This window comes from Burkholderia sp. MS455 (assembly GCF_016899445.1).
Classification (GTDB): Bacteria; Pseudomonadota; Gammaproteobacteria; order Burkholderiales; family Burkholderiaceae; genus Burkholderia; species Burkholderia pyrrocinia_C.
Map to the genome: position 1 here is coordinate 14,645 of NZ_CP041780.1, position 24,101 is coordinate 38,745.

4 protein-coding genes are annotated in these 24,101 nt (G+C 58.5%); all 4 read left to right on the top strand.

Annotated features, from left to right (window positions below; genetic code table 11):
- Positions 1-440: 440 nt before the first annotated feature.
- The 4 genes from FPJ27_RS35485 to FPJ27_RS35500 all read left to right on the top strand — a co-directional run bounded on the left by FPJ27_RS35485 (position 441) and on the right by FPJ27_RS35500 (position 23,904).
- Positions 441-12,644 (top strand): cycle-inhibiting factor, encoded by a 12,204-nt coding sequence (locus FPJ27_RS35485; protein WP_204421622.1) that lies wholly within the window; start codon positions 441-443, stop codon positions 12,642-12,644.
- A gap of 363 nt (positions 12,645-13,007) precedes the next feature.
- Positions 13,008-15,158, top strand: a complete 2,151-nt coding sequence (locus FPJ27_RS35490) for a C2H2-type zinc finger protein (protein ID WP_204426441.1) — start codon at positions 13,008-13,010, stop codon at positions 15,156-15,158.
- A gap of 459 nt (positions 15,159-15,617) precedes the next feature.
- Entirely contained in the window at positions 15,618-18,941 is a 3,324-nt protein-coding gene (locus FPJ27_RS35495) for a C2H2-type zinc finger protein (RefSeq protein WP_204426442.1), read from the top strand.
- A gap of 472 nt (positions 18,942-19,413) precedes the next feature.
- A complete protein-coding gene (locus tag FPJ27_RS35500; protein WP_204426443.1) occupies positions 19,414-23,904 on the top strand; it encodes a C2H2-type zinc finger protein in 4,491 nt (1,496 codons plus the stop codon).
- Positions 23,905-24,101 lie beyond the last annotated feature (197 nt).

Here is a 24,101-nt window from a genome sequence, read left to right on the forward strand (position 1 = left end):
ATGTCGCTTGACGCCGTCACGCGATCGGTATCGACCATACACGGTGGCTGTTCCGATCCCTGAGATGGATGACCCCTCACGCAAGTAAGCGGCCTCTGGGGGATTTTTTGCAGTCGTCGTCTCGCCACTCAGCGGATGAGGTCAGTCTTCACACGGCACCATTCCCGCGAATGGTTTGTGGAGGCTAGACGGGGCGAAGGCATGCTGACGCAGCCGCGCGAATGAGGCCACGGGCCGAGGCAACACGTCGTTGTCAACCAGTTGACCAATGAATATTCAAGCATGTGGGGACGGGAGCGACCATGAGTGACTACGAACTGGATCCATCGACCGAGCGTGCGAGTGATGAAAGCCACGAGCGCCGGCGGCAACGAAAAAGGCGGTCGAAAAATCGTTCGCGGCCTGGCGGGGACGCAACGCGTCGCGTCCCCCGCGAGGCCATGCACGCAATAGCCGCCGCAGTCGATGCGCCGTTCGAGGGCATTACGGTCACGCAACGTGCGCCCACCCCGCGCGATCGGTTCATTGACTGGCTGGACACCCTTCATGCCCGAGTGGGGGCGATGACCGACTGGTCTTCCGGTCATGCGACCGCACGGCCGGATGCCGCGCCCCAATCAACGGGATCGTCGGAGGCTGTCGAGGCGACACCGCTGTCCTTGCAGCAAGTCTTGCGACAGTGTCTGGAAGGGCTGATCCGAGGCGTGGCGGAACAACTGGTGTCGGCGATCACCAAGACGCTTCCGCTCACGCCGGCCATCATGCAGGTCTATCAGGATCGCGATGTCGCGCTGGCCGCGCGATTGCGCACGGTTGGCCAGGCGCTCGACGAGACGAGCGCCGGGACGCGCTCGACGGTCATGACGGTGGTCGGCCCCGTCGCGAACTGGCTTCGCGTGATGGCAGACGCCGTTGACGGACTGGGGCGCGTGTCCGAGGCCAGTGACACACTCGATCAGGTGCTCGCGGTGATACACACCACGCAAACCCTGTTGAGCCATGAGGCGGTTCGCGATGCGTTGCCAGCCGATCAGTACCAGCGTCTTGAGCAGGGATTGAATCCGCTCGCCTTGACGGTGCAGCGCATGCATCACCTTTGGGACCAGTCATGGGAAGCGCGATTGCGGGACGTGGCGCAGTGGGACGATGTGCCAGAGCCGATGCGCGCGACGGCCGAACTCGTGGCGCGTCTGATGGAGGTGTTTCCTGCGCTGACGGGCGCCTCGGATGGGGCGTCATCGGATGCGATGGCGCGTACTCAAGCCGGCCTGGTCGGCGCCCAGGCCATCGTCGATTATCTGGCACACGTGAGCGGTGCCGATCACGAGGCGCTCGCCACGGCACGCGAGCTGCTGGCCGCGCTGCCGGGGACGCTGGAGCTGCTGCAAGCGCAAGATGATGCGTTTGAGATTGCCGCGCGCGTGATCGAGCACTGGCAGGCCATGGGTGTATCAGGCGGGGGGCTGGCGTCCCTGGGCGTACGTGGACTGGCGGATGTGCCGGCGATCTTGCGCCTGGCCCAGCGGCTGGTGCAGCACTCGCGTGATCCGGACGGAACATGGATGGACATGCTGTTCGAGCTTGCCCGCGACACATGGGTGCAGCAGCAATTGCCGGGTATGGCAGCACTGAGTGTGCGTCGGGCTGAGTTCGAGCAAGCCGCCGCCGAATGGCAGGACCGCTCGAATCCCCGTTCGTTGATGACGGGGATCGTGAAGATGTTGCTCGTGGTGTCGGAGCTCGCCGCGTCGCTCACCACGGCGGTGCCGGGAGGCGACGCGGAATGGCGGGTGTTGGCGACCTTGCGTCGCGCGCTTGGCCTGATCGAATCCGGCACGGATGCGCGCGCATGGGGCGAGGCGCTAACCCGTGTAGTGCCTGCCGACGACAGCGGCACCCTGGTACCCGAGCTCGCGTCGATGCTCGGCGAAATGACGCGCGTGCTGACGACCCAGGCAGACGATGGCGGCGGCCGTGGCGGGGCGGCTTTGGCGATGCTGGGCGTGATGCACAAGAACGCGTGGCTGCGAGCGCATCTGCCACAAACGTTTGCCACGCTGGATACCCTGATGCGTGCCACCGAGCTGCCCCAGATATGGCGCGAATCGGCGGAATCGGCGGAATCCGAGGGCGTGCAGGGGGCGCTGACGAGGGCGCACGCGGTACTCGAGTGGCTATCGCGCACCGTCCAGCACGGTCAACAGCTGGCGCAGGGGCAGCAGTGGGAGTCGCTTGCCGAGCGTTTGACGGATCTGCAGACGCTGCTGGGTGGTGTCACGCGGGCAGGCGCCTACCTGAGTCGGGTCGACGAGATGCGGCGCGCCTCGGATTGGTCGGTTCGACTCGTCCACGCCAAGCGCCTGGCGACCGACTTGCTGCGCGATCCTGCCGCCCGTTACGTGTCGGACTGGGCAGGGCACGGCCAAACGGTGCAATGGGCGCAACGCTGGCTTGAATGGAGTGTGCAGCTCTGGGCCTTTCCGTTGGACGCGCCGATCCATCGTCAGCTGGATGTGGCAATCCGGATCGTCGATCAGATGCCGCTTGGCGAGCAAGGGCACGCGTGGTTCGGCCCGCTCAAAGCGTACCGCGAGCAGCTTCAGCATGGTCTGCGCTTGCTCATGGCCGCAAGCGAATTCGGACAGGGGGGGATGGCGAGCCTGTCCGTGTCACGGGATGTGCTGGGACGCTATCTGACGTGGGACAGTGCACTGAAGTCCGCGCCCTGGGTGGCCGGATATTGGGGCGCGCCGTATGCGGCGGCCACGCTCTCCGCGCTCAACGTGTCACGCGATGTCTATCGGCAGGCCCAGGCATTATTGCCCGAGAACGCGAGCCTGGCGCAAAAAAGCGCGGCATACGCGTCGCTGATCATGCCCAGTCTGCCCGAGCAGATTCCAGGCTACGTGGCGCAGCCGCTGCGGTTTCTGGCCACCTGGACGCGCGTGACGCTCTCGGCGCCCGCCCGCACCGGATGGCTCGATACCCTGACACAGACGGCCCATGAGGAGGGCGGGCTCGCCGGCACGATCGTCAAACTGTGGATGGTGGTCCAGGTGGTTCATGGGCTGGGCACCGACGATCCCGAGCGTGTGGCGCAGAAACTGCGTGAGCTGAGCAAGCGGGTCGTCGGGGCGCACGGCACGGGCCTTGCTGAAGCGCTGGTGACGCTCGCTCCGGCGGGGATTGCGCTGTACCGTGCGTTGCCACCGGATGCGGCGCAATTGAGCTGGACGGCATGGCTCGCGAGGGTGGTCGAGATTGTGCGCGCGAGCGAGGCGCCTGCCTTGAAGCATCTGCGTGTCCAGGTGGCGCACTGGAGTGAGCAGCGCATCGGTGAGGCCGTGGCGGAACTGTTTGAGCGAGTCAGTCCGTCGATCGCCAACTGGGTCGAGTCTGCGGATCCCTTGGCCGACTGGTCATCGTTATCGCATGCCGGCGAGTGGATGGGGCCGCTGGCAAGCGCGCTCGGCGCAGGGTATATGGGGTATCACGCGTGGCGACGCGGCAATCACCTGATTGCAGGCCTGGCTGCCCTGATTGCATCGGGCAGCCTGGTTTCCGGTGCCTATGGGATGGCCATTCGAAGCAAGCGCGACGCGCCTGCTCCATCTGCCTGGGAGAAAGAGAAGCAGGCTCGGGCCAGGACCGCACTCGAGGCCTACATCGCCTCGCGCCCTGCCGACGAAGTGACGGCTCTCACCGAAGCACACCTGTTCAAGGTGACGGGTATTCGGCGCGATGATTCATCGAATGCACGACAGGCACTTGGCCAATACGGGCTGGCGGACCTGATCGATCGTGTCGGTCGCTTCGGCAAAGACTATCGGGATATTCAGGTCGAGGGGCTACCCGACGCATTACGCGAAAAATTGGACATGCCGGTCGAGCAGCAATATCACTGGCTGCGTGACCAGGCCGGGAAGCCCGGCAAACAGGCCATTGAACGTGACGCATTGAACGAGCGGATGTATCGAATCCTGGTCGCGCATCTCACGCTGCTGCAGGAGAAACTCCCCCACGACACGTCCATTACATCGCATGCGAGAGATTTTTATCTTAAGGCGATCACCAATGCCCTGGCGGGTCACTGCCCGGTGGCGACGGTAGTCGTCGGCGACGAGCCAAGCGCGCGCTATCTCTGTCTTAAAGCGTTCAGTCCGACTGTATTCTTTATCGATCTGACGTCCAGCCTCCGGGCGCCCGTCATGAACCTTCGCCCGTCATGGCGCGAGCAGGCCGAGTATGATCGGACGAGCGAGACGGCTTTAGATAAAACGCCACTTTATCGTGCAGCCACCCAACTCATCACGAATCTGCTGGAAAGTGACGAGGCGCGCGCTCAGCAATTGATTCGATCGCTGCTCGACGCCGACATCGGAATCGACGCGGACACAGCGCCTGTCAACGTATTGGCAATATTGGGGGGGACGCCGGCCGTTGAGGAAACCCATGCCTTTGCGCGGGAAGAGATTGCGCTGGGGGTACACGAGGTCGCGCTGGCCCGGATGGGTTATCAGGACATTCGAATCGATGACACGTCTCATGATGCCCCGCTACCTGCGCGTGCACTGTTCAACGAGTTCGTGGCCGAATTACGCAATCGCCCGCTTATCCCGTATTCCGAGGCAGATCGTGTGACGGCCATGCTCGCGACGGTGCTTTATCGCGAGTTGGCCGGGATCCGCCAGCAGGTGGCCAGTGCGGCGGCCAATGAACAGGATCAGACCAAGCAGACCTCGCTCAACGACCTGCGTGACACCATCGGTCTCATTTTGAGTGGTTATGGTGCGCCGCGCTTGATCAAGGTCGAGGCGACGTGGGTACCGGATCAAGTACTGATCGAAACGGCGGGGGCGCAATTCTATGAGATCAAGCTGAGCCGCCAGACGGATTACCGGGTGCCCTCCACTCTGGCGCGCACGGGGGTCGTTGTGACGCCGCAGCTCGCGCAAGTGTCATCGAGCGAAGCCGCGGACATGGACAAGCTTCAGCTCTGTGCGCGAAGCATGCTGGTGAACGCGTTGCTGCCCGAGTCGACGCGACGCGCCTGGCAAGCCGAAACCGCGCGACAGGCATGGACCGAGCAGGCGGCACCGCTGCCGGCAGTGGAGACTGCCGCAACCACATTGGGTTTGGCGCCGTCATGGTTAAGTCGCGTTCTGGCTTGTCAGAGGCTGACAGCGTTTGAGGCCGCTTATGCGCACAGTTTTCTGACATCTGCGCGGCACGCGTCGGCGTCGCACGACCCTGCGCGAGCGGCAACCGCCGGACATTCCGACTGGCTGAGCGTGATGAACACTGTCAGGACGGACGAACGTACGGCCTTGACGGAAGGAAAACGCGCCCATCATCTCATTGAGGCGCAGTACCAGCAGTGGTGCGAAACCGCGCTGAGCGCCGCACAATTGCCGGATGGGCATCCGACCCGTGCAGGCGAGGAGCAAGGGGCGCAGGCGTTTGAGCCCAACCCGGCGCTGATGAAGCTGGCTGTCCTGCTGCAACGATGGGACGATTATCGCGCGCAACGACGCGCATTGCAGAGCGCGTCGGACTATCTGGATGGACGCTCGGCGCCGATTCGCACGCCCGACGGCCGGCGTCGGCGTGCAGCGCGGCAGATGCTCGAATGGATGGGGCTGTCGACGCAGTGGTTGACTGACGCGCAAATCGACGAACTGACCGATTCGCGCAATGGTTCGGCCGCGGCCCGCTTTAATCGGTCGGTGATGTGGAACCTGACGGCGGCCCACGCGTACCTCGATTTTGCTCAGTCGTGGAGCGACGCACGACGACAGACGGTTGCGGGCGAACCGGAATCGCGCGATGCCTGGATCGATCGGCTCATGAACACGTTGGCCATTCCGTCGGAAGGTCGACTGGATTTGGCGATGTTCAAAAAGCGGGGCGATACAGCAAGCGCATCGCCGCATCGCGAGGCACTCACGGATGGCCTCAAGCGGTCGTTTCGACTGTCGTGGACGGGCGACGATTGGGTGGACCATTGGCTCGCCAGCGCGTTTAACCTGGCCAAGCTCAACTACGAGCACTACAAGAATACGCCGATCAAGGTTTCACAGACGTGGACGCGCTTTTTTACCTCGATGACCAGCTTCAAGGGCTGGCTCTATCACAAGGTAGGGACCGTCGCGCCTGGACTGATGTGGGAAAAACCCGCTTATACCATCAAGGAGATCGCACTGGGGGCGCATGCCCGGGATGTCAAGCGCGATATCGGTGCCCTGGCAACCATCTCGTCGTCCTATGATTGGCCTCAGCCCTTCGATGCTTCCCTGATCGAATCACTCTGTTCCGGCGAGATTTACGATGATTTGGGCCGCGCCGTCAAATCCTATTTTGCGGCGAATCGAAGCACACTGAAAACCGCTGTCGCCCATATGAGCATGGGAAGTTTGATTGCTCAGTTGGCGGGGCAAGACGGGGTTGACTTCAGCTCGCTCGAAATCTCCAATGTCAAATTCCGCCAGTCGACACTGTCCAATCTCGTGTCCGTGCAAAGTGGCGGCAAGCGATGGCTGGTGTCGACGTCTGAGTCGCAGTCCGGAATGGTCTCGGTGCCGGCGGACTGGCGTGGCCAAAAAGAGGGGGTGAGCGATATCAGGCGACTTGCGGACATGGTGTCGTCCGGGTTGTCGATGGCTGATCGCGAGAAGGCCTTTAGCGGCTTGAATATGTCGCCGGGTTTCAGAACGAATAACCAGGGCATTGGCGCCAGAATCAAATATAACGAAAATTTTGCCGAATACATGCGTGCCGGATTGCAGCCGGGCGGATCGGGGCAATACATGGAGGTATTCTTCGGCGATCGGGACTTCGAGTTTTCACCATCGACCGAGTGGGCCGGTCACTTGCTGACGGTGATGGAGGAGGCCGTGTGTTCGGATCTGGATACGCTCGTCTATTCCGGGCGCGAACGATCCCTTGACCGATGGATGGAAGGATTGGATGTCTTGGGGACCACGCTGTCGTCGGGCAGCTTCAGAATGGCCAAAACGCTCGGCTATCTGGTCGATATCCTGCAGGGCACCGTCGCGGGCGCGCAAGCGCTGACCCAGGAGCAGTCGGAGGAGTCTGCGTTCCCGTTTGTCGAATACTGCTATGGCTATGCGTTCTCGATCGGCCTGGGTAGTCACTTGAACAATGCAGCCGCGCTCACGCGGCTGACCCGCAAGGCAAAAGAAGCCTTCCGGGCCGCACGAAAGTTGTCCGATAGCGAAATAAAGCAAGCCCTGGTGCAGACCGAGCCCGCCCCGCATGGACCGCGTACCGACGATGTTGCGGCATCCGACACGCAGACGCTGCTGGATCGGTTGGCGTTCCGATGCCGTGTGAAGCGCACGATTGCTGCGGCCGGCTCGAGTTGTACGCCTCATCCGCTGAGCACGGATGAGTGGCGCCGTGTGGCGACCCAGAAGGGGTGGGATGCCGATCGCCTCGAGCAGGAACTCGGATCGATCTCGATCACGCGCGATTATCTTGATCGCCCGGTGCTTCTCTACAACGACAAGGGGGCCCTGCGCGTCGCGGATCCACAGACCAATCGCCGTTTCCACTTCATTGAGTTCAAGGTCGATGCAGACAATCTTGAATGGAAAAAACAACTCACGGCTTTGCTCGACTGCATGACGGAATCCAGTCATGGCGATCTGCGCCGAGCCATCGAGGCGCCCAAGGCGAGATGTCACGAGGCGGCCAGCATCGTATCGACCATCTTGAGGCGGAACCATTATGCACCGGAGATTGTTCAACTCTATTTTTGGAACAATTTGCGCGGTACGCAAATCGACCATGTGGCAGTGCGCGTCAGGTTAAACGAAGAGAGCCTCATTATCGATCCGACCATCAGTCAGTTCAGTCAGGCGGCGATTGATTATGCGCACGCGGTCTATGTGGGCACGGAGCACAGCTGGGAACAGTTGATGATCAAGATGCATGCGAACTCGGTCATCCGCAGGAATGACATCTTTGATCACGCGGTGGCGCCCGTTGATGTGACGGTCGCGACGGGTGGGCTCGTGAACGCGCCGACCTGGTACGAGAATCGATGGCATCCGGTGGAGGTCGCCCAGACGATCCTGGATCGCAAGCTGATGAGCGATCGGCTGAGCCCGCCTCTGAAGCGAGCGCTTGCCAATGTCAGTCGTACGCCGCTGCATGGCCTGAGTCGCTACAGGTCCTTGTTTCTGGAAACCTATGACCAGCCCGGCAAGTTGAACGCGCTCAAAATGCGCAAGCGCGAGGAGATCGAAGCGGAACTCGGTCGCGTCGGCGCCTGGAACTTTCGTGCGCTGCTGGGCCAATGGGATGACAGCGCAGTCGCCGCCGTGGCCAAGGGGCCCATCGTCGAACAGATCAGGTTCCTGTCGGAGATGACCCATCGCATCAATCAGGCGTTGATGGTGCCGGGGCGGTTTCGGTATCTGCTCGCCGCGGACCGCTCCACGGAATGTCTGGTTCTCTGGGGCCTCGAGTTGCGCACCAAGCTGGAGATCCTGGAGGGGCAGCTCAAGCCGGACGAAATTCACGTCCCCGCCGGCAGCGCCGGCCGCACCCAGGTGCTGCGCGACTTGCGTCGCGCACTGACCGAAGAGGGCGCGGCGTTCGAGCGTGCTTTGTGGGAGCCGGACTGGGCAACCCGGATGGTCGCACGTCGCCCCGATCGCGCTTACACCCGCGCTGTCTCGGACTTCTATCGCCAGCCGGTCGAGGTTCAACGGCAACGGCTCCTGGCCGGCCAGGGGCCCGCCACGATTCGGGACCCCGACGATCGCGACGTGGCACTGAATCTGTTCAAGCTGATGGCCGAGCGTGAGACGCTGCTTGACCCCACCGCGCCCAATGGCGGGGCTCATCGCACGCAAAGCTACGATGACTTGGTGGCCTCGTTGGTACCGACGAAGAGCTATGTCGTGCTGGTTGACGATGAGCGGCTTTCGCATCGCTATCTGCTCGATTTCCCCGCCGCTGGCGAGACCGCCACGGCGACATTGGCGCGTCCTTGCTACGTGCTGCAGTCCACCAGCGAAACAGGGTTGTTGCCGGCCGTGACGCTGGCGACATGGCTGGAGAAAAAGGGCGAAGTCAGCGCGGATGTCCCCGCCTTGAAGCAGCTGTATTCGTCGGCATTCCCGGCACTCGATGTGTCCACCCAGCGCAGCCTGCTCGCCAGGCTGTTTGTTGCCGATGCTGACGCCAGCTCGATCTCCATGTCTGACATGCAGGCCCTGCACACGGATGTCAGCGCGGCGACCCCGTCGTCGTGGACCTTCCAGGTGCACGAATACACCCCGCAACAGTTCGGGCGCAATCTGGCCGCATTGCGGGCGAACGCGCGTCCCGATCCGGTGCGTAGCAATGTGCAGGTCTCCCTGTCCCGAGTGCAGGCCGACAAGTTCGTGACGGTGCGGCGCGCCCGGGATACGCAGTCCAACGAGGCCATTGGCTATATCCCTATCGGGCGTGATATGCGGCTTTACACGTCGGATGGGCGTGAGGGTGCAAGCAGCTTGTTGATACTCGGTCACTCGGGTTATGTCGACAGCGACATGTCACTGCCGGCAGGGGTGAGCTTGAAACTGCTCAATGCACATGGTGAATCCCTCAAGATGCCCGCGAGTGAGCGCGTGCTGACCCAACGGCCTCACTACTTTGCGCAAGTGTCCAGGGCGGCCGATGACACGCTGACCATCACGTTGCCGGATCACCAGACCCTGCAGTCACGCGATATTTCCGAAGACACGCGCACGCGGCTGTCCAATTGGCTGGGTGGGACGGCCGGCGGGGCACGCGCGACCCGCATCGAGGTCCCCGTGGACAGTCTCGATATCGATTGGTCTACCACGAAGGCGCGGCTCAGTGGTCATGTCGCGCGCAAGTCGCTCTCCCATCAGCAGGCCTACCATGATGTGTCGGACGAGACGTTGCGACGTGTGTTCGTGACCGGCAGTCGCGACACGCAAAGCCTGAAGGACCGGGTGGTCAGCCATGTGGGCAGCGGCATCACAGATAGTCTCAGCGGGGAGCGTATCGGTGCGTTGTCCAACAAGCTCGACACCAACCGCATTCTGGCCAGTCAAGGGGCGCTCGACCGTATCGATGTGCTGACCGTGAACCCGGGGAGTGACGGGGTGCGTTTGAGTCAGATCCTGACCGATGTCAGGGAGAGGAAACTGGCTTATCGCGATGTGATCTTTGCGGGCTGTCGCGTCAAGTATGGGATGACGCAGCGCGACATTCTGACCGAACTGGTCCGACGCCCGGGCGTTGCCGTCACAGTTGAGAGCGACGTCACGCCCGTGCTTGTTCGACGCAAGCTGTCCGCGGACATGTCGACGGCCACCGAAGAAGTTGTCGGAGACTATTCGACGCTCAAGGCCTATACACAGTACGCGCAACAGCCTGGAACCGCCCCGCAAAACGGCAAGCCGGGCGGTCCCTCCGATGGACAACGCATGGGCGATGCCCCTGCGGTGACGAACACTGTCCAGCATGAATCCGATCACGCGAGCGCGCCGGGTTTCAGTAGTCATCGTACCAATCCCGCCGCGCAATGGGATGTCCCGGTTGCGGCGGCCGGGCGAGCGGCCGATCTGCGGCGGCAACTGCTTGTCGAGACGGTCTATCGTGTCCACCAGCGGCATGCTACCTCGAGCAACTATCAAGCGGGACTGGATCATCCTGACGAAGCCACGTCGGCGGGATGGCGCGCAGGCATGTCCGAGACGGACGTCATGCGGATCTATCGGGCCGAAGGGGAAAAGCCAGTGCCCAATCAATGGGTGTTGGGGGCACTCTACGCGCAGCTCGTCAAACTCCGTGACGCTCAGCTCATGTCGGCACGGGCGATCCTCACCGAGGGCAGCATCGAGGTACACAACGTGGCCCTGCCAGCCGAGGGCGCCCGCCCCAGGTTCGTTCGCCCGGCGCTGTTCGCCATGGCGGTCGCATTGCACGACGAGCATGCACCCACGTTGATCAGTCGGCAGCAAGCGTACGCCTACCCCGGTCGGTCGAACGATCTGATCAACGCATTAGACGCATTCGTGCCGATGATCACGCATCACGACGTTCAACGCCATCTCATCAAGTGGGGCTACCTGGATGCGCAGACGGTGACGGCGGTTTTGGGGAAATGGATGAGTCCGGTCTTCCTCTGGGTGACGACGGGCGGCGCAGACCTCCTCGTTGGCATGCGTCCGGGAGCCGCGAACAGTCTCGTGCTTGAACCGCGGACATACTATTTGTACGATCCGTCAGCAGGATTGGCCGTGTTTGCGTCGGCCGATGCCTTCCAGGTCGCGTTGGAGAAGATCGTCCAGCCGGTGAGGCAGTCGACGCATCAGCCCGCGACGTTGGCCAATCTGATGTTTGAAGTCAAACAGATTGATGTTGAACGACTGGCCGACACGGAGCTCTCGCCGATATTTGGCACGTTCCGCGATCGCAGTCAACCAATGGCAGGCGAAGCACCGCTGCCTGCACTCAAGCGTGCCCCTTTCGTATTTCCAGCCGTCGGTAATCAATCACCCGTTTCTGTCTCTGCGCGAGGCGTACCGCTTCGCCAATATGTACCGCTTGCTCACGATGTCATCAGGGTCGACCTCGGTCACTCATGGCTGTATACCACGCAAAGTGGGCAACCGTCCCGCTCGTTAGCCTTGTCTGCACACGGTTCGTACTCGGTGCCGGAAACGATGAATATGCGGCCGGGGCTGACTTATGTTTATCTTCAACCACATAATGATGTGCTTGAAGCAACTACTCGACAATTGACCGAGCATGCCTTTACACCTTTGGTGGAATTGTCTTTGCATCGGGCGGTAGTAAATGATCCACCGAATTACCCTCTTCAGTGGGATGCTGCCTTGCGCGAGGTATTTCCTGACCCCGTTGCGGTTCCGGATGCCCAGTTAAGGGCTCAATTTTACCTAATGACCGCGCCGCAACAAACCTACGTGACCAACCGATCGACTTTTCTGCAGCAAATAGCGTATAACCGCTATTGGAATTCACCGGATCCGCAGAGATACACTGGAGCGCAGTTCAGGAATCAGGTTGGCGACTATCGACATCTCTGGTTCGAGAAAGATACGGAGGACGATATTTCAAACGCTATCGCAGCGAATCGCTATGCGGTGCCGATCACGGCTGGTTTGCGGCAGATGGACTTTATCGTGCCCAAGTTTGACGTATTAGGTCCGGATTTTCAGCCGCTGCAATTTCTGCCGCCTGCCGACATGGAGGCCACCTATCGGCGTCATGACGAGCTGATATATCGGGGAAAACCCCGCACCTCGGATATCCTGAATGATGTCGAGCGAGCAGGACTACAATATGACGAATTTCTATTGTTCACCTGCCGCTCCAATTCATTAAACGGGCTCACCCTTGAGCAGGTTAACAACGTTTTTCATGCGAAAAAGCAGATCCCTACGTATGCCGAACCCAAAACGCGTCGTCGTCGTTCACCTTCGCAGGCCAAAGAGGTCCATTATCTCGCTCTGGATGCATTGATTGCCACGTACGAAAAGGGGGTGCTCAAGTCTGGTCGAAAAATGACGGTCGCGGCCTGGTTCTGGGAAGAATCAAATGAGTCGCCAACAGATGCGCCGGAGGATGCATGATACATATGAAAAGCGGCGTATCAATTGGCGATGGCGAGATTGAACGCAAATCGATATGTACCCGCGCGCCAGTGTGTGGTGGGGGCGTTTTATCGCATGATTTTCGTCAAATATCCAGAGGCAAGCAGGATGGGCATCGGGAAAGCGATTTTTCTTACGCCGAGGCTCATCGAATGGGCGAGCGAAGAGGTGAGATAATATTTTTTATCAAGAATTAAGTTATTGTCAGGCATGGATAAATAGGGAAAAACCAATTCATTTGCAAAAATTATAAAATAGAATGTTCAAACGAGGCCGGCGAGGGGCTTGATTTAATTTGTACCGTGCGGTGTGTTTGCATTTTGAGTGCAAAGGATATCAATCATGTACAACAGAGAGGAAGTGCGCGCGGACAGTGCAGGCCGAACAAGTCGCCAGCGCTATGAGCATGAACAGGCCGACGGCGCCGACACAGGTCCTCGTGTTTCTGGCAGCGAAAAGGTCGAGAAGCAGCTCAGCGAATGGTTGCGCAGGCCGGAGAATGCCGATCGGGGCGACTTTGACACGGCGGTCAGTTATCTCGCCTGGAGGATCGAACATCCGATTCACCTTCAGGATGCCAGGGGAGCGATTCGGGCGTTCCCTGTTTTGCCAGGTCAGTCAAGGGGTTGGCGCGCTGCGATCAGTATTCCCGTGCCCGCGCCTGGTCGGGTGGATCAGGCAGGACGTTCGCCCTGGTCGAGTCTTGAACCTGTTGTCGAAGGGGTAAGAGCGGCGAACGTACGGTTGCCGGAGGGCTTGCGCCTGGAGGCGCCGCTTCTTTGGTTCCGAAGTGAGAGCGTTCATGCGCTCACGGCCTTGATGAACGCGAATCGTGACGTGCCGAGCCGAGAGGGCGGGTGGTCTGCGTTTGTGACGGGCTCGGGGGGCGAGCGTCGGCCTGACAAAGCCCTGATCAAACGGGTGAATACGGTGGCGAAATACATCGGAAAGATCAGGCAGAAGGAGCAGCGCGCAGCGCACGCGCCGTCGCCTATCGCGCCGGTGTCGGAGTCGCCCACGACAAGTCCGATGATGCCGGACACTGAGCCCATGACAGTCGACACGGTCGACACCGATGCTGATGATCAGGCGCAGATGATGCCGTCGCCGGATTCCGCATACCCGTCGGTTGCGTTGGCCGATACGGGGACACGGGCCGATGAGCCGGGACAGTCCGCGGACATCGTGGAAACGGCCATGCAGATGTTGAATGACCCCGAGCCACAGACCGATGAGTCAGGACAGGTCGGGGATGTCCTGGCACAGGCGATGGCGGAGTGGAACGAAGATGCCGCGGCCGAAGACATCGTGGATGAAGCGCCGTACGAGGAATCGGCCGCACTCGCGGTGCAGCGTGAACTGGAAGATCGGTATCTAGCGCGATTTGTCGAGTGGCTTGCCACGCAGGAACTGGAGATCCAGGAGACGAGTGGTCGAGGAAATAATTGCTCGCTGTATGCGTTGAACATGGGGGCTCGAGCAACGCAGCGGCGCCCGATTGAGGAGAAAACCCTGGATGAGGCCGTGCAAGAGCAGCGTCAAACTTTCGTTGCTGAACCGGGGCATGGCGGTATGTCGACGGCGATGCTCGCGCTGGATGCGGATCAAGGCGGCCATGGTCGGAGCTTGATCAGGAACCTGAATCAGGCCTATGGGATAGCAGGAGGCGACGAGGGATTCGTGGTGGCGATGTATCGCCCGATCACGGCGATTTCGATGGACGATGCGAATGGGGCATTCGTGCCGTCCTATATGGACGAGCATGGTGTCGTGAATGAGAGTCCGGCGGACCCGACGCGGCTCATTCGAGTCATGCAGACGGATCATCATTACGCGGTGATTTTACCGCGCGAGGCGGCTCACGCAGCGCTCCCGGTCAGCGAAAAGAGGCCGGGCCGGGCCCGGAAACAAAAGAAGGAGCAGGCCAGCGCTCACGCGGATTGGCCGCCTCCGTGCGTGCTCTGCGGTCGGCAGCTCAAGACCCAGGACGGTTGGAATCACCACATGTTTCATGTGCATGGGGACCCGAAGCCCGTCAAGATTTGTGAGGTTTGCGGGAAAGGGTGTAAAACGTCAAGCGGGCTCAAAAGACATCAGCTGCAGAGCCACGCCAGCGAAGGACCGCTTGCAGGAAGCGCACGGGTGCCGGTCAAGAAAAAGCCTTTTGTATGCAAATTTTGCAGTTGCGGGTTTAAGAGAACGCGCGACCTTGAGAACCATGAGCGAACGCATACTGGCGAAAAACCCTTTGTTTGTGAAGTTTGCAATAAAGGGTTTGCGCAGAAAATTAATCTCGTCGATCATAATTTAATTCATACCGGAGAGCGTCCTTATGTTTGTAACGTTTGTGGAATGAATTATCCATCTCGAAGCAACCTGTCAAGGCATTATCGAACACATACGGGCGACATGCCTTTCAAGTGTTCAACTTGCGGTAAGGCGTTTATGTATGGTTATGCCATGAGAAGACATATGAAGACATGTTCTGGTTAGCGTCAATTGACACGAAGGGCTTGAGGTCGGGCGCCGGCGATGGAAGGCATCGCCGACGTCATTCAGGTGGATTCAAATGGGGTAGGTATCGTGATTGATGCGAATCCGAAAATTGGCCCGGCAACGTGAGCGTCACCGTGCGCGAGCGCGTTAATGACACGATCAAATTCAATGGAAATTGCTTCGATCGCCATGGATGGCATCGTAAACCTGTTTGAAGGTGAGCATGTTGTGACCGTGCCGACTGATTCGAGTCCGAATGGCGTCCATTCAGGATGCTGCAATCACATATAGACGGATCGCAGTCGAGGAGGCATTGGGTGTTGGGATTCTGGTCAGGCGCCACGCAATATTGCGGTCACATTATTATTCTGAGGTTAATTTTCGCATAAATTTGAAAATATTTGATTTATCAAATTAAATCCCCTTTTCTCATTCAAACTGTGTGGTGAATGGGTATTGGATGTCAAGGAAATCAGGCATATGTATAAGGACCGGGAAGTGCGCGCAGGCGGTTCAGGCCGAACAAGTCACCAGCGCAATGAGCATGAACAGGCCGATAGCGCCGAAACAGGTCCTCGTGTTTCTGGCAGCGAAGAGACCAGGAGGCAGCTCAGCGAATGGCTACGCGGGCCGGGGAATGCTGGTCGGGGCGACTTTGATACGGCAGTCGGTTATCTCGCCTGGACGATCCAACATCCGATTCACCTTCAGGATGCCAGCGGAGCGATTCGAGCGTTCCCTGTTTTGCCGAGTCAGTCAAGCGGTTGGCGCGATGCGATCAGTATTCCCGCGCCGGTGCCTGGTCGGGTGGATCATGCAGGACGTTCGCCCTGGTCGAGTCTTGAACCTGTTGTCGAAGGGGTAAGAGCGGCAAACGTACCGTTGCCGGCGGGCTTGCGCCTGGAGGCGCCGCTTCTTTGGTCCCGAAGTGAGAGCGTCCATGCGCTCACGGCCTTGATGAACGCGAATCGTGACGTGCAGAGCCGAGAGGGAGGGTGGTCTGCGTTTGTGATGGGCTCGGGGGGCGAGCGTCGGCCTGATAAAGCCTTGATCAAACGGCTGAATACGGTGGCGAAATACATCGAAAAGATCAGGCAGGAGGAGCAGAGCGCAGCGCACGCGCCGTCGCCTATTGCGCCGATGTCGGAGTCGCCCACGACAAGTCCGATGATGCCGGACACTCAGCCCAGGGCAGTCGACATGGTCGACACCGGTGCTGATGATCAGGCGCAGATGATGCCGTCGCCGGACTCCGCATACCCGTCGGTTGCGCTGGCCGACATGGGGACACGGGCCGATGAGCCGGGACAGGTCGGGGATATCCTAATGATGGCCATGGCGGAGTTGAATGACCCCGAGCCACGGGCCGATGAGTCAGAGCAGTTCGGGAATATCCTGGCACAGGCGATGGCGGTGTTGAACGAAGATGCCGCGACCGATGACGTCATGGAGGAAGCGCCGTACGAGGAATCGGCCGCACTCGCCGCGCAGCGTGAACTGGAAGATCGGTATCTGGCGCGATTTGTCGAGTGGCTTGCCACGCAGCAACTGGAGATCCAGGAAACGAGTGGTCGAGGAAACAATTGCTCGCTGTATGCGTTGAACATGGGGGCTCGAGCGACGCAGCGGCGCCCGATGGAGGAGACCACCCTGGAAGGGGCGGTGCAAGAGCAGCGTCAAACTTTCGTTAATGAAGCGGGGCATGGCGGTATGTCGAGGGCGATGCTCGCGCTGGATGCGGACCGAGGCGGCCATGGTCGGAGCTTGATCAGGAACCTGAATCGGGCCTTTGGGATTGAAGAAGGCGACGAGGGGTTCGTGGTGGCGATGTATCGCCCGATCACGGCGATTTCGATGGACGATGCGAATGGGTCATTCGTGCCGTCCTATATGGACGAGCATGGTGTCGTGGATGAGAGTCCGGCGGACCCGACGCGGCTCATTCGAGTCATGCAGACGGATCATCATTACGCCGTGATTTTACCGCGCGAGGCGGCTCACGCAGCGCTCCCGGTCAGCGAAAAGAGTCCGGGTAACATCCTAGGGCAGGCCAGCGCTAACGCGGCTGGAGCGCCTCCCTGTGGACCATGCGAAGAATTGTTCGAGAACTGGGATACGTGGCATACCCACATGCAGGAGATGCATGGGAAATCGAAACCCGCCAACATTTGTGAGTTTTGCGGGAAAGGGTACACAGCGTCAAGCGCGCTCAAAAGACATCAGCTGCAGAGCCACACCAGCGAAAAGAGGCCGGGCGACACCCAGAAACAAAAGAAAGGGCAGGCCAGCGCTAACGCGGATAGGCCGGCTCCGTGCGATCTCTGCGGTCAGCAACTCGCGAACTGGGATACGTGGAAGGACCACATGTTTGATGTGCATAAGAAGAAACCGGAGCTCGCCAAGCCGAAGCCCGTCAAGCCAAAGTCCGTCAAGCCAAAGTCCGCGAAGATTTGTGGGGTTTGCGGCAAAGTGTTTGCAACGCCAAGCGCCCTTAGAAATCATCAACACATTCATACCGGTGAAAAACCTTACCAGTGTGGTGTTTGCAGGGGGAACTTTCCCAATTCCACCTCCCTTGCAAGACATGCGCCGGTCCATGCCAAGAAAAAGCCGTTTGTCTGCGATGTTTGCGAGAAGGGATATTCAAGTAAAAATTCCCTAACCCGGCATCAACGTGAGCACGATGAAGAAAGAAAGTATCGCTGTGAAGTTTGCAATGCAGAATTCTCGAATTCGATATCACTCTCAATACATACGCAGAATCATACCGGGGAAAGATATTTCCCCTGTGATGTATGCAATAAATCGTTTACAACATCGAGTAATCTTGCTGCACATAAAAGAACGCATACAGGAGAGAGGCCTTATGTTTGCGAGGTTTGCAATAAGGATTTTGCATTTTCAAGCAATTTGAAACAACATAGACGCACCCACTCCCAAGAAACGTCTTTTGTCTGTGAGATTTGCAACATCGGGTTCGCAAGTCGAACCACTCTCTTAAGGCATGGGTCGACTCATACTGGGGAAAAGCCTTATCAATGTGTGAAGTGCGATAAGGCGTTCGCGCTCAAACACATCTTGACCAGGCACGAGAAAACGTGCGGCGGCATTCAATCGTCGAGCGAGAAAATGCCGATTCGTGCTCAGAAACCAATGAGGCATAACCCAATTTCTGGCACAGATAGCTCTGCCCTCCGCGGTGTCCGTAATCGGACATTAGCGGGCAGGAATCGGTTGCATGCTTCGTCGTCAAAGCGGCGTGAGGTGCCGAAACCTGCTCATATTTGCAAAACCTGCGGGAAGGGGTTTCCGAGCCCGAGCACTCTCAATAAGCATGAGCGCGTTCATACGGGTGAAAAGCCTTTTGTATGCGGAACTTGTGGAGTTGGATTTTCGGAATCGGGGTCCCTCAAGAGGCATGAGCGCATTCATACAGGTGATAAACCATATGAGTGTCAAGTTTGCGGGGAAAGATTTTCTAATTCAAGCTCGCTTGCTGGGCACAAGCAAATTCACGCCTCAACAAAGTCTTTTTCTTGCGGCACTTGTGACAAGTGGTTTAAGAATTCGAGGGCGCTCAAGTTGCATGAGCTAACTCACTCTGGCGAAAAGAATTACGTTTGTGATATTTGTGAAAAGAGGTTTTGCGACCCGAGTTCTCTTATAAGGCACAAGAGAGCTCACACAGGAGAAAAACCTTACTCGTGCGAAATCTGTGAAAAGAAATTTTCGGATTCAAGTTCATACGCAAGGCATAAAAGATTGGTGCATAAACTTTGAGTGGCCCGACAACTTGGGGCGTCACGCGAAGACGCCCTGGCTGGGGGGGGCTGCGTGACCGATCCGAGGTTGGGAATTTCGAACGAACCATCCAGGGGCGTGGCTGATTGTTGAGAATCCGGACTCTGTCAAATGGTGTGAGCGCAGCTGTCGGCGCTCAAGCAGGGTTGGACGATCCTTTGAAGCTCGAGCATGAGCCCGGGGGAGTGACCGTGGAAGATAAGCGGCTGCAGCATGCGGGAAATTGGGTTGCACCAACCGAAGGCAGGTGCCGCCATGATGCTATGGTGAAGGCGGAATTGAGCGCCGGAATACGTTTTATGTGTCAGGCAATCTTGTTGCAGCATCATCCTGGTGAAGCTGATTTTTGCGCGTTCAGTCGCAGAGTAAAAAATGACACTCAGCCCGGCGAACCGGCATTTTAATAACGAAATGCGATGCAATTGCATTTAGTGGGCCAAGGATATCAATCATGCACAACAGAGAGGAAGTGCGCGCAGGCGGTTCAGGCCGAACAAGTCGGCAGCGCAATGAGCATGAACAGGCCGACAGTGGCGAAGCAGGCTCTCGCACTCAAAGCAGCGAAAAGATCAAGAAGCAGCTCAGCGAATGGTTGCGCAGGCCGGAGAATGCCGACCGGGGCGACTTTGATACGGCGGTCGGCTATCTCGCCTGGAGGATCAAACATCCGATTCACCTTCAGGATGCCAGCGGAGCCATTCGAGCGTTCCCCGGTTTGCCAGGTCAGTCAAGGGGTTGGGGCAAGGCGATCAGTATTCCCGCGCCTGCACCTGGTCGAGGGGATCACGCAGAACGTTCGCCGTGGTCGAGTCTTGAACCGATCGTCCACGCTGTACCCGAGGGGCAGGGGTTGTCGCCGCATGAGGTTAGCGCGTATGCGCAATATTTCTGGAAGCGGGGTGAGGCCGTCAGGGCGCTCACGGCCTTGATGAATTCGAGTGGTAGCCGGCAGGCGCATCATCGCAGCGACTGGTCTGCGTTTGTGACGGGACCGTCGGGCGAGCGTCGGCCCGAGGAAGCCTTGCTCCGGCGGGTGAATACGGTGGCGGATTACATCGGAAAGATCAGGCAGGAGGAGCAGAGCGCAGCGCGCGCGCCGTCGTCCATCGCGCCGATGTCGGAGTCGCCCACGACAAGTCCGATGATGCCAGACACTCAGCCCAGGGCAGTCGACATGGTCGACACCGGTGCTGATGATCAGGCGCAGATAATGCCGTCGCCGGACTCCGCATACCCGTCGGTTGCACTGGCCGACACGGGGATACGGGCCGATGAGCCGGGACAGTCCGCGGACATCCTGGCACAGGCGATGGCGGTTTTGAACGAAGATGCCGCGGCCGAAGACGTCATGGATGAGGTGCCGTACGAGGAATCGGCCGCACTCGCCGCGCAGCGTGAACTGGAAGATCGGTATCTGGAGCGATTTGTCGAGTGGCTTGCCACGCAGCAACTGGAGATCCAGGAGACGAGTGGTCGAGGAAACAATTGCTCGCTGTATGCGTTGAACATGGGGGCTCGAGCGACGCAGCGGCGCCCGATTGAGGAGACCACCCTGGATGAGGCTGTGCAAGAGCAGCGTCAAACTTTCGTTAATGAAGCGGGGCATGGCGGGATGTCGAGGGCGATGCTCGCGCTGGATGCGGACCGAGGCGGCCATGGTCGGAGCTTGATCAGGAACCTGAATCAGGCCTATGGGATTGAAGAAGGCGACGAGGGGTTCGTGGTGGCGATGTATCGCCCGATCACGGCGATTTCGATGGACGATGCGAATGGGGCATTCGTGCCGTCCTATATGGACGAGCATGGTGTCGTGGATGAGAGTCCGGCGGACCCGACGCGGCTCATTCGAGTCATGCAGACGGATCATCACTACGCGGTGATTTTACCGCGCGAGGCGGCTCATGCAGCGCCTCCGGTCAGCAAAAAGAGGCCGGGCCGGCCCCGGAAACAAAAGAAAGAGCAGGCCAGCGCTAACGCGGATTGGCCGGCTCCGTGCGATCTCTGCGGTCGGCAGCTCAAGACCTTGGATGGTTGGAAGAACCACATATTTGATGTGCATAAGAAGAAACCGGAGCTCGCCAAGCCGAAGTCCGCCAAGATTTGTGAGGTTTGCGGGAAAGGGTATAAAGCGTCCAGCGCGCTCAAAAGACATCAGCTGCAGAGCCACGCCGGTGAAAATTCTGGGCAGCGCGAGGTACGCGAAAACGAGATTTCTGACTCCAGCGCCGTTGAAGGGCATTCAAGCCAACACACCCTCGACATGCCTCGGAAAAACCGTGATAAAGCGAAGAATTTTCCATGCGCAGTTTGTGGTGAAGAATTTTCCAGCTCGACATCCCTCAGGAAGCATGCGAAATCGCATACCGAGAAGAACGAGAAAAAGTCTTTTGTATGCAAATTTTGCGGTAGCAAATATAGGGGTATGCGCGACCTTGAGCGCCACAAACGAACGCACACTGGCGAAAAACCCTTTGTTTGTGATATTTGCAATAAAGGGTTTGCGCAGGAAATTAATCTTATTGAGCATAAGGTCGTTCATACCAGGGCGCGCCCTTATGTTTGTGACGTTTGCGGAAAGGATTATCCATTTCGAAGCAGCCTATCAAAGCATTCCAGAAAGCATACAGGCGACAGGCCTTACAAGTGTTCAACTTGCGGTGAGGCGTTTTTTTATGGTTATGCCTTGAGAAAACATATGAGGACATGTTTTGTATTGCCCGCCACGGGGGTACAGGCCGATGAGCCGGGACAGTCCGCGGCCATCCTGGAAACGGCCATGGCGGTGTTGAATGACCCCGAGCCACAGTCCGATGAGCCAGGACAGGTCGGGGATGTTCTGGCACAGGAAATGGCGGAGTTGAACGAAGATGCCGCGACCGATGACGTCATGGATGAGATGTGGCCCGAGGAATTGGTCGCACCCGCCGTGCAGCATGAACTGGAAGATCGTCACTACGCGGTGATTTTACCGCGCGAGGCGGCTCACGCAGCGCCCCCGGTCAGCAAAAGGAGGCCGGGCCGCCCCCGCAAACAAAAGAAAGGGCAGGCCAGCGCTAATGCGGTTGGCGTGCCTCCCGGTGGAGCATGCGAAGAACTGTTCGAGAACTGGGATACGTGGCATACACGCGAAAACGAGATTGCTGACTCCAGCGCCGTTGATGATCATTCAAGTCAACGCACCCTCGACATGCCTTGGAAAAATCCTGATAAAGCGAAGAATTTTCCATGCACAGTTTGTGGTGAAGAATTTTCCAGCTCGGCATCCCTCGGGAAGCATGCGAAATCGCATACCGAGAAAACGGTCATGGTGGAGTTGAATGACCCCGAGCCACGGGCCGATGAGTCAGAGCAGTTCGGGCCTATCCTGACACAGGCGATGGCGGTGTTAAACGAGGATGCCGCGACCGATGACGTCATGGATGACACGTCGTACGAGGCGGCACTCGCCGCGCAGCGTGAACTGGAAGATCGGTATCTGGAGCGATTTGTCGAGTGGCTTGCCACGCAGCAACTGGAGATCCAGGAGACGAGTGGTCGAGGCAATAATTGCTCGCTGTATGCATTGAACATGGGGGCTCGAGCGACGCAGCGGCGCCCGATTGAGGAGAAAACCCTGGATGAGGCCGTGCAAGAGCAGCGTCAAACTTTCGTTGCTGAAGCGGGACATCGCGGTATGTCGACGGCGATGCTCGCGCTGGATGCGGACCGAGGCGGCCATGGTCGGAGCTTGATCAGGAACCTGAATCAGGCCTATGGGATCGCAGGAGGCGACGAGGGGTTCGTGGTGGCGATGTATCGCCCGATCACGGCGATTTCGATGGACGATGGGAATGGGGCATTCGTGCCGTCCTATATGGACGAGCATGGTGTCGTGAATGAGAGTCCGGCGGACCCGACGCGGCTCATTCGAGTCATGCAGACGGATCATCATTACGCGGTGATTTTACCGCGCGAGGCGGCTCACGCAGCGCCCCCGGTCAGCAAAAGGGGGCGGGGCCGCCCCCGGAAACAAACGAAAGGGCAGGCCGGCGTTAACGCGGCTGGACCACTTTCCTGTGAAGCATGCGAAGAACTGTTCGAGAACTGGAATACGTGGCATACCCACATGCAGGAGATGCATGGGAAACCGAAGCCTGCCAATATTTGTGAGTTTTGCGGGAAAGGGTATGCAAAGTCAGACACGCTCAGAATACATCAGCGGCGTAGTCACGCCGGTGAAAATTCTGGTCAGCGCGTGGTACGCGAAACCGAGATTTCTGACTCCAGCGCCGTTGAAGGGTATTCACGTCAACGCACCCTCGGCATGCCTCGGAAAAATCCTGGTAAAGCGAAGAATTTTCCATGCACAGTTTGTGGTGAAGAATTTTCCAGCTCGAGATCCCTCAGGAAGCATGCAAAATCGCATGCCAAGAAAAAGTCCTTTGTTTGCGATATTTGCGAAAAGGGGTTCAAGGATTCGACCCAGCTTAAAATTCATGAAAGATCGCATACGGGTGAGAAGCCTTATGTTTGCGGTACTTGCGGGAAAGGGTTCGCGGCTCCGGCGGGGCTTTATCGGCATAGACTAACTCACACTGGAGAAAAACCTCATCGGTGCGAAACATGTGACGCATCGTTCGCAACTTCAACCAACCTTAAGGAGCATCAGAGGCGTCATACCGGAGATAGGCCTTACGTATGTGAAGTATGTGGGAAAGCGATTAAGCATTACGCTACTTTCTCGAGGCATCGCAAAATGCATGGGAGACCGAATGTCGAGAAGAAGTCTTTTGTATGCAAATTTTGTAGTCAGCGGTTTAAGAGAACGCGCGACCTTGAGAACCATGAGCGAACGCATACTGGAGAAAAACCCTTTGTTTGTAATGTTTGCAATAAAGGGTTTGCGCAGAAAATTAATCTTACAATGCACATGAAGCATGGATGGCATCGGAAACCTGTTTGAAGCGTGGGCATGTTGTGATCGTGTCGACTGATTCGAGCCTGAATGGCGTCCATTCGGGATGCTGCATTCACATATAGATGGATCGCAGTCGAGGAGGCATTGAGTGTTGGGATTCTGGTCAGGCGCCGCGCAATATTGCGGTCACATTATTATTCTGAGGTTAATTTTCGCATAAATTTGAAAATATTTGATTTATC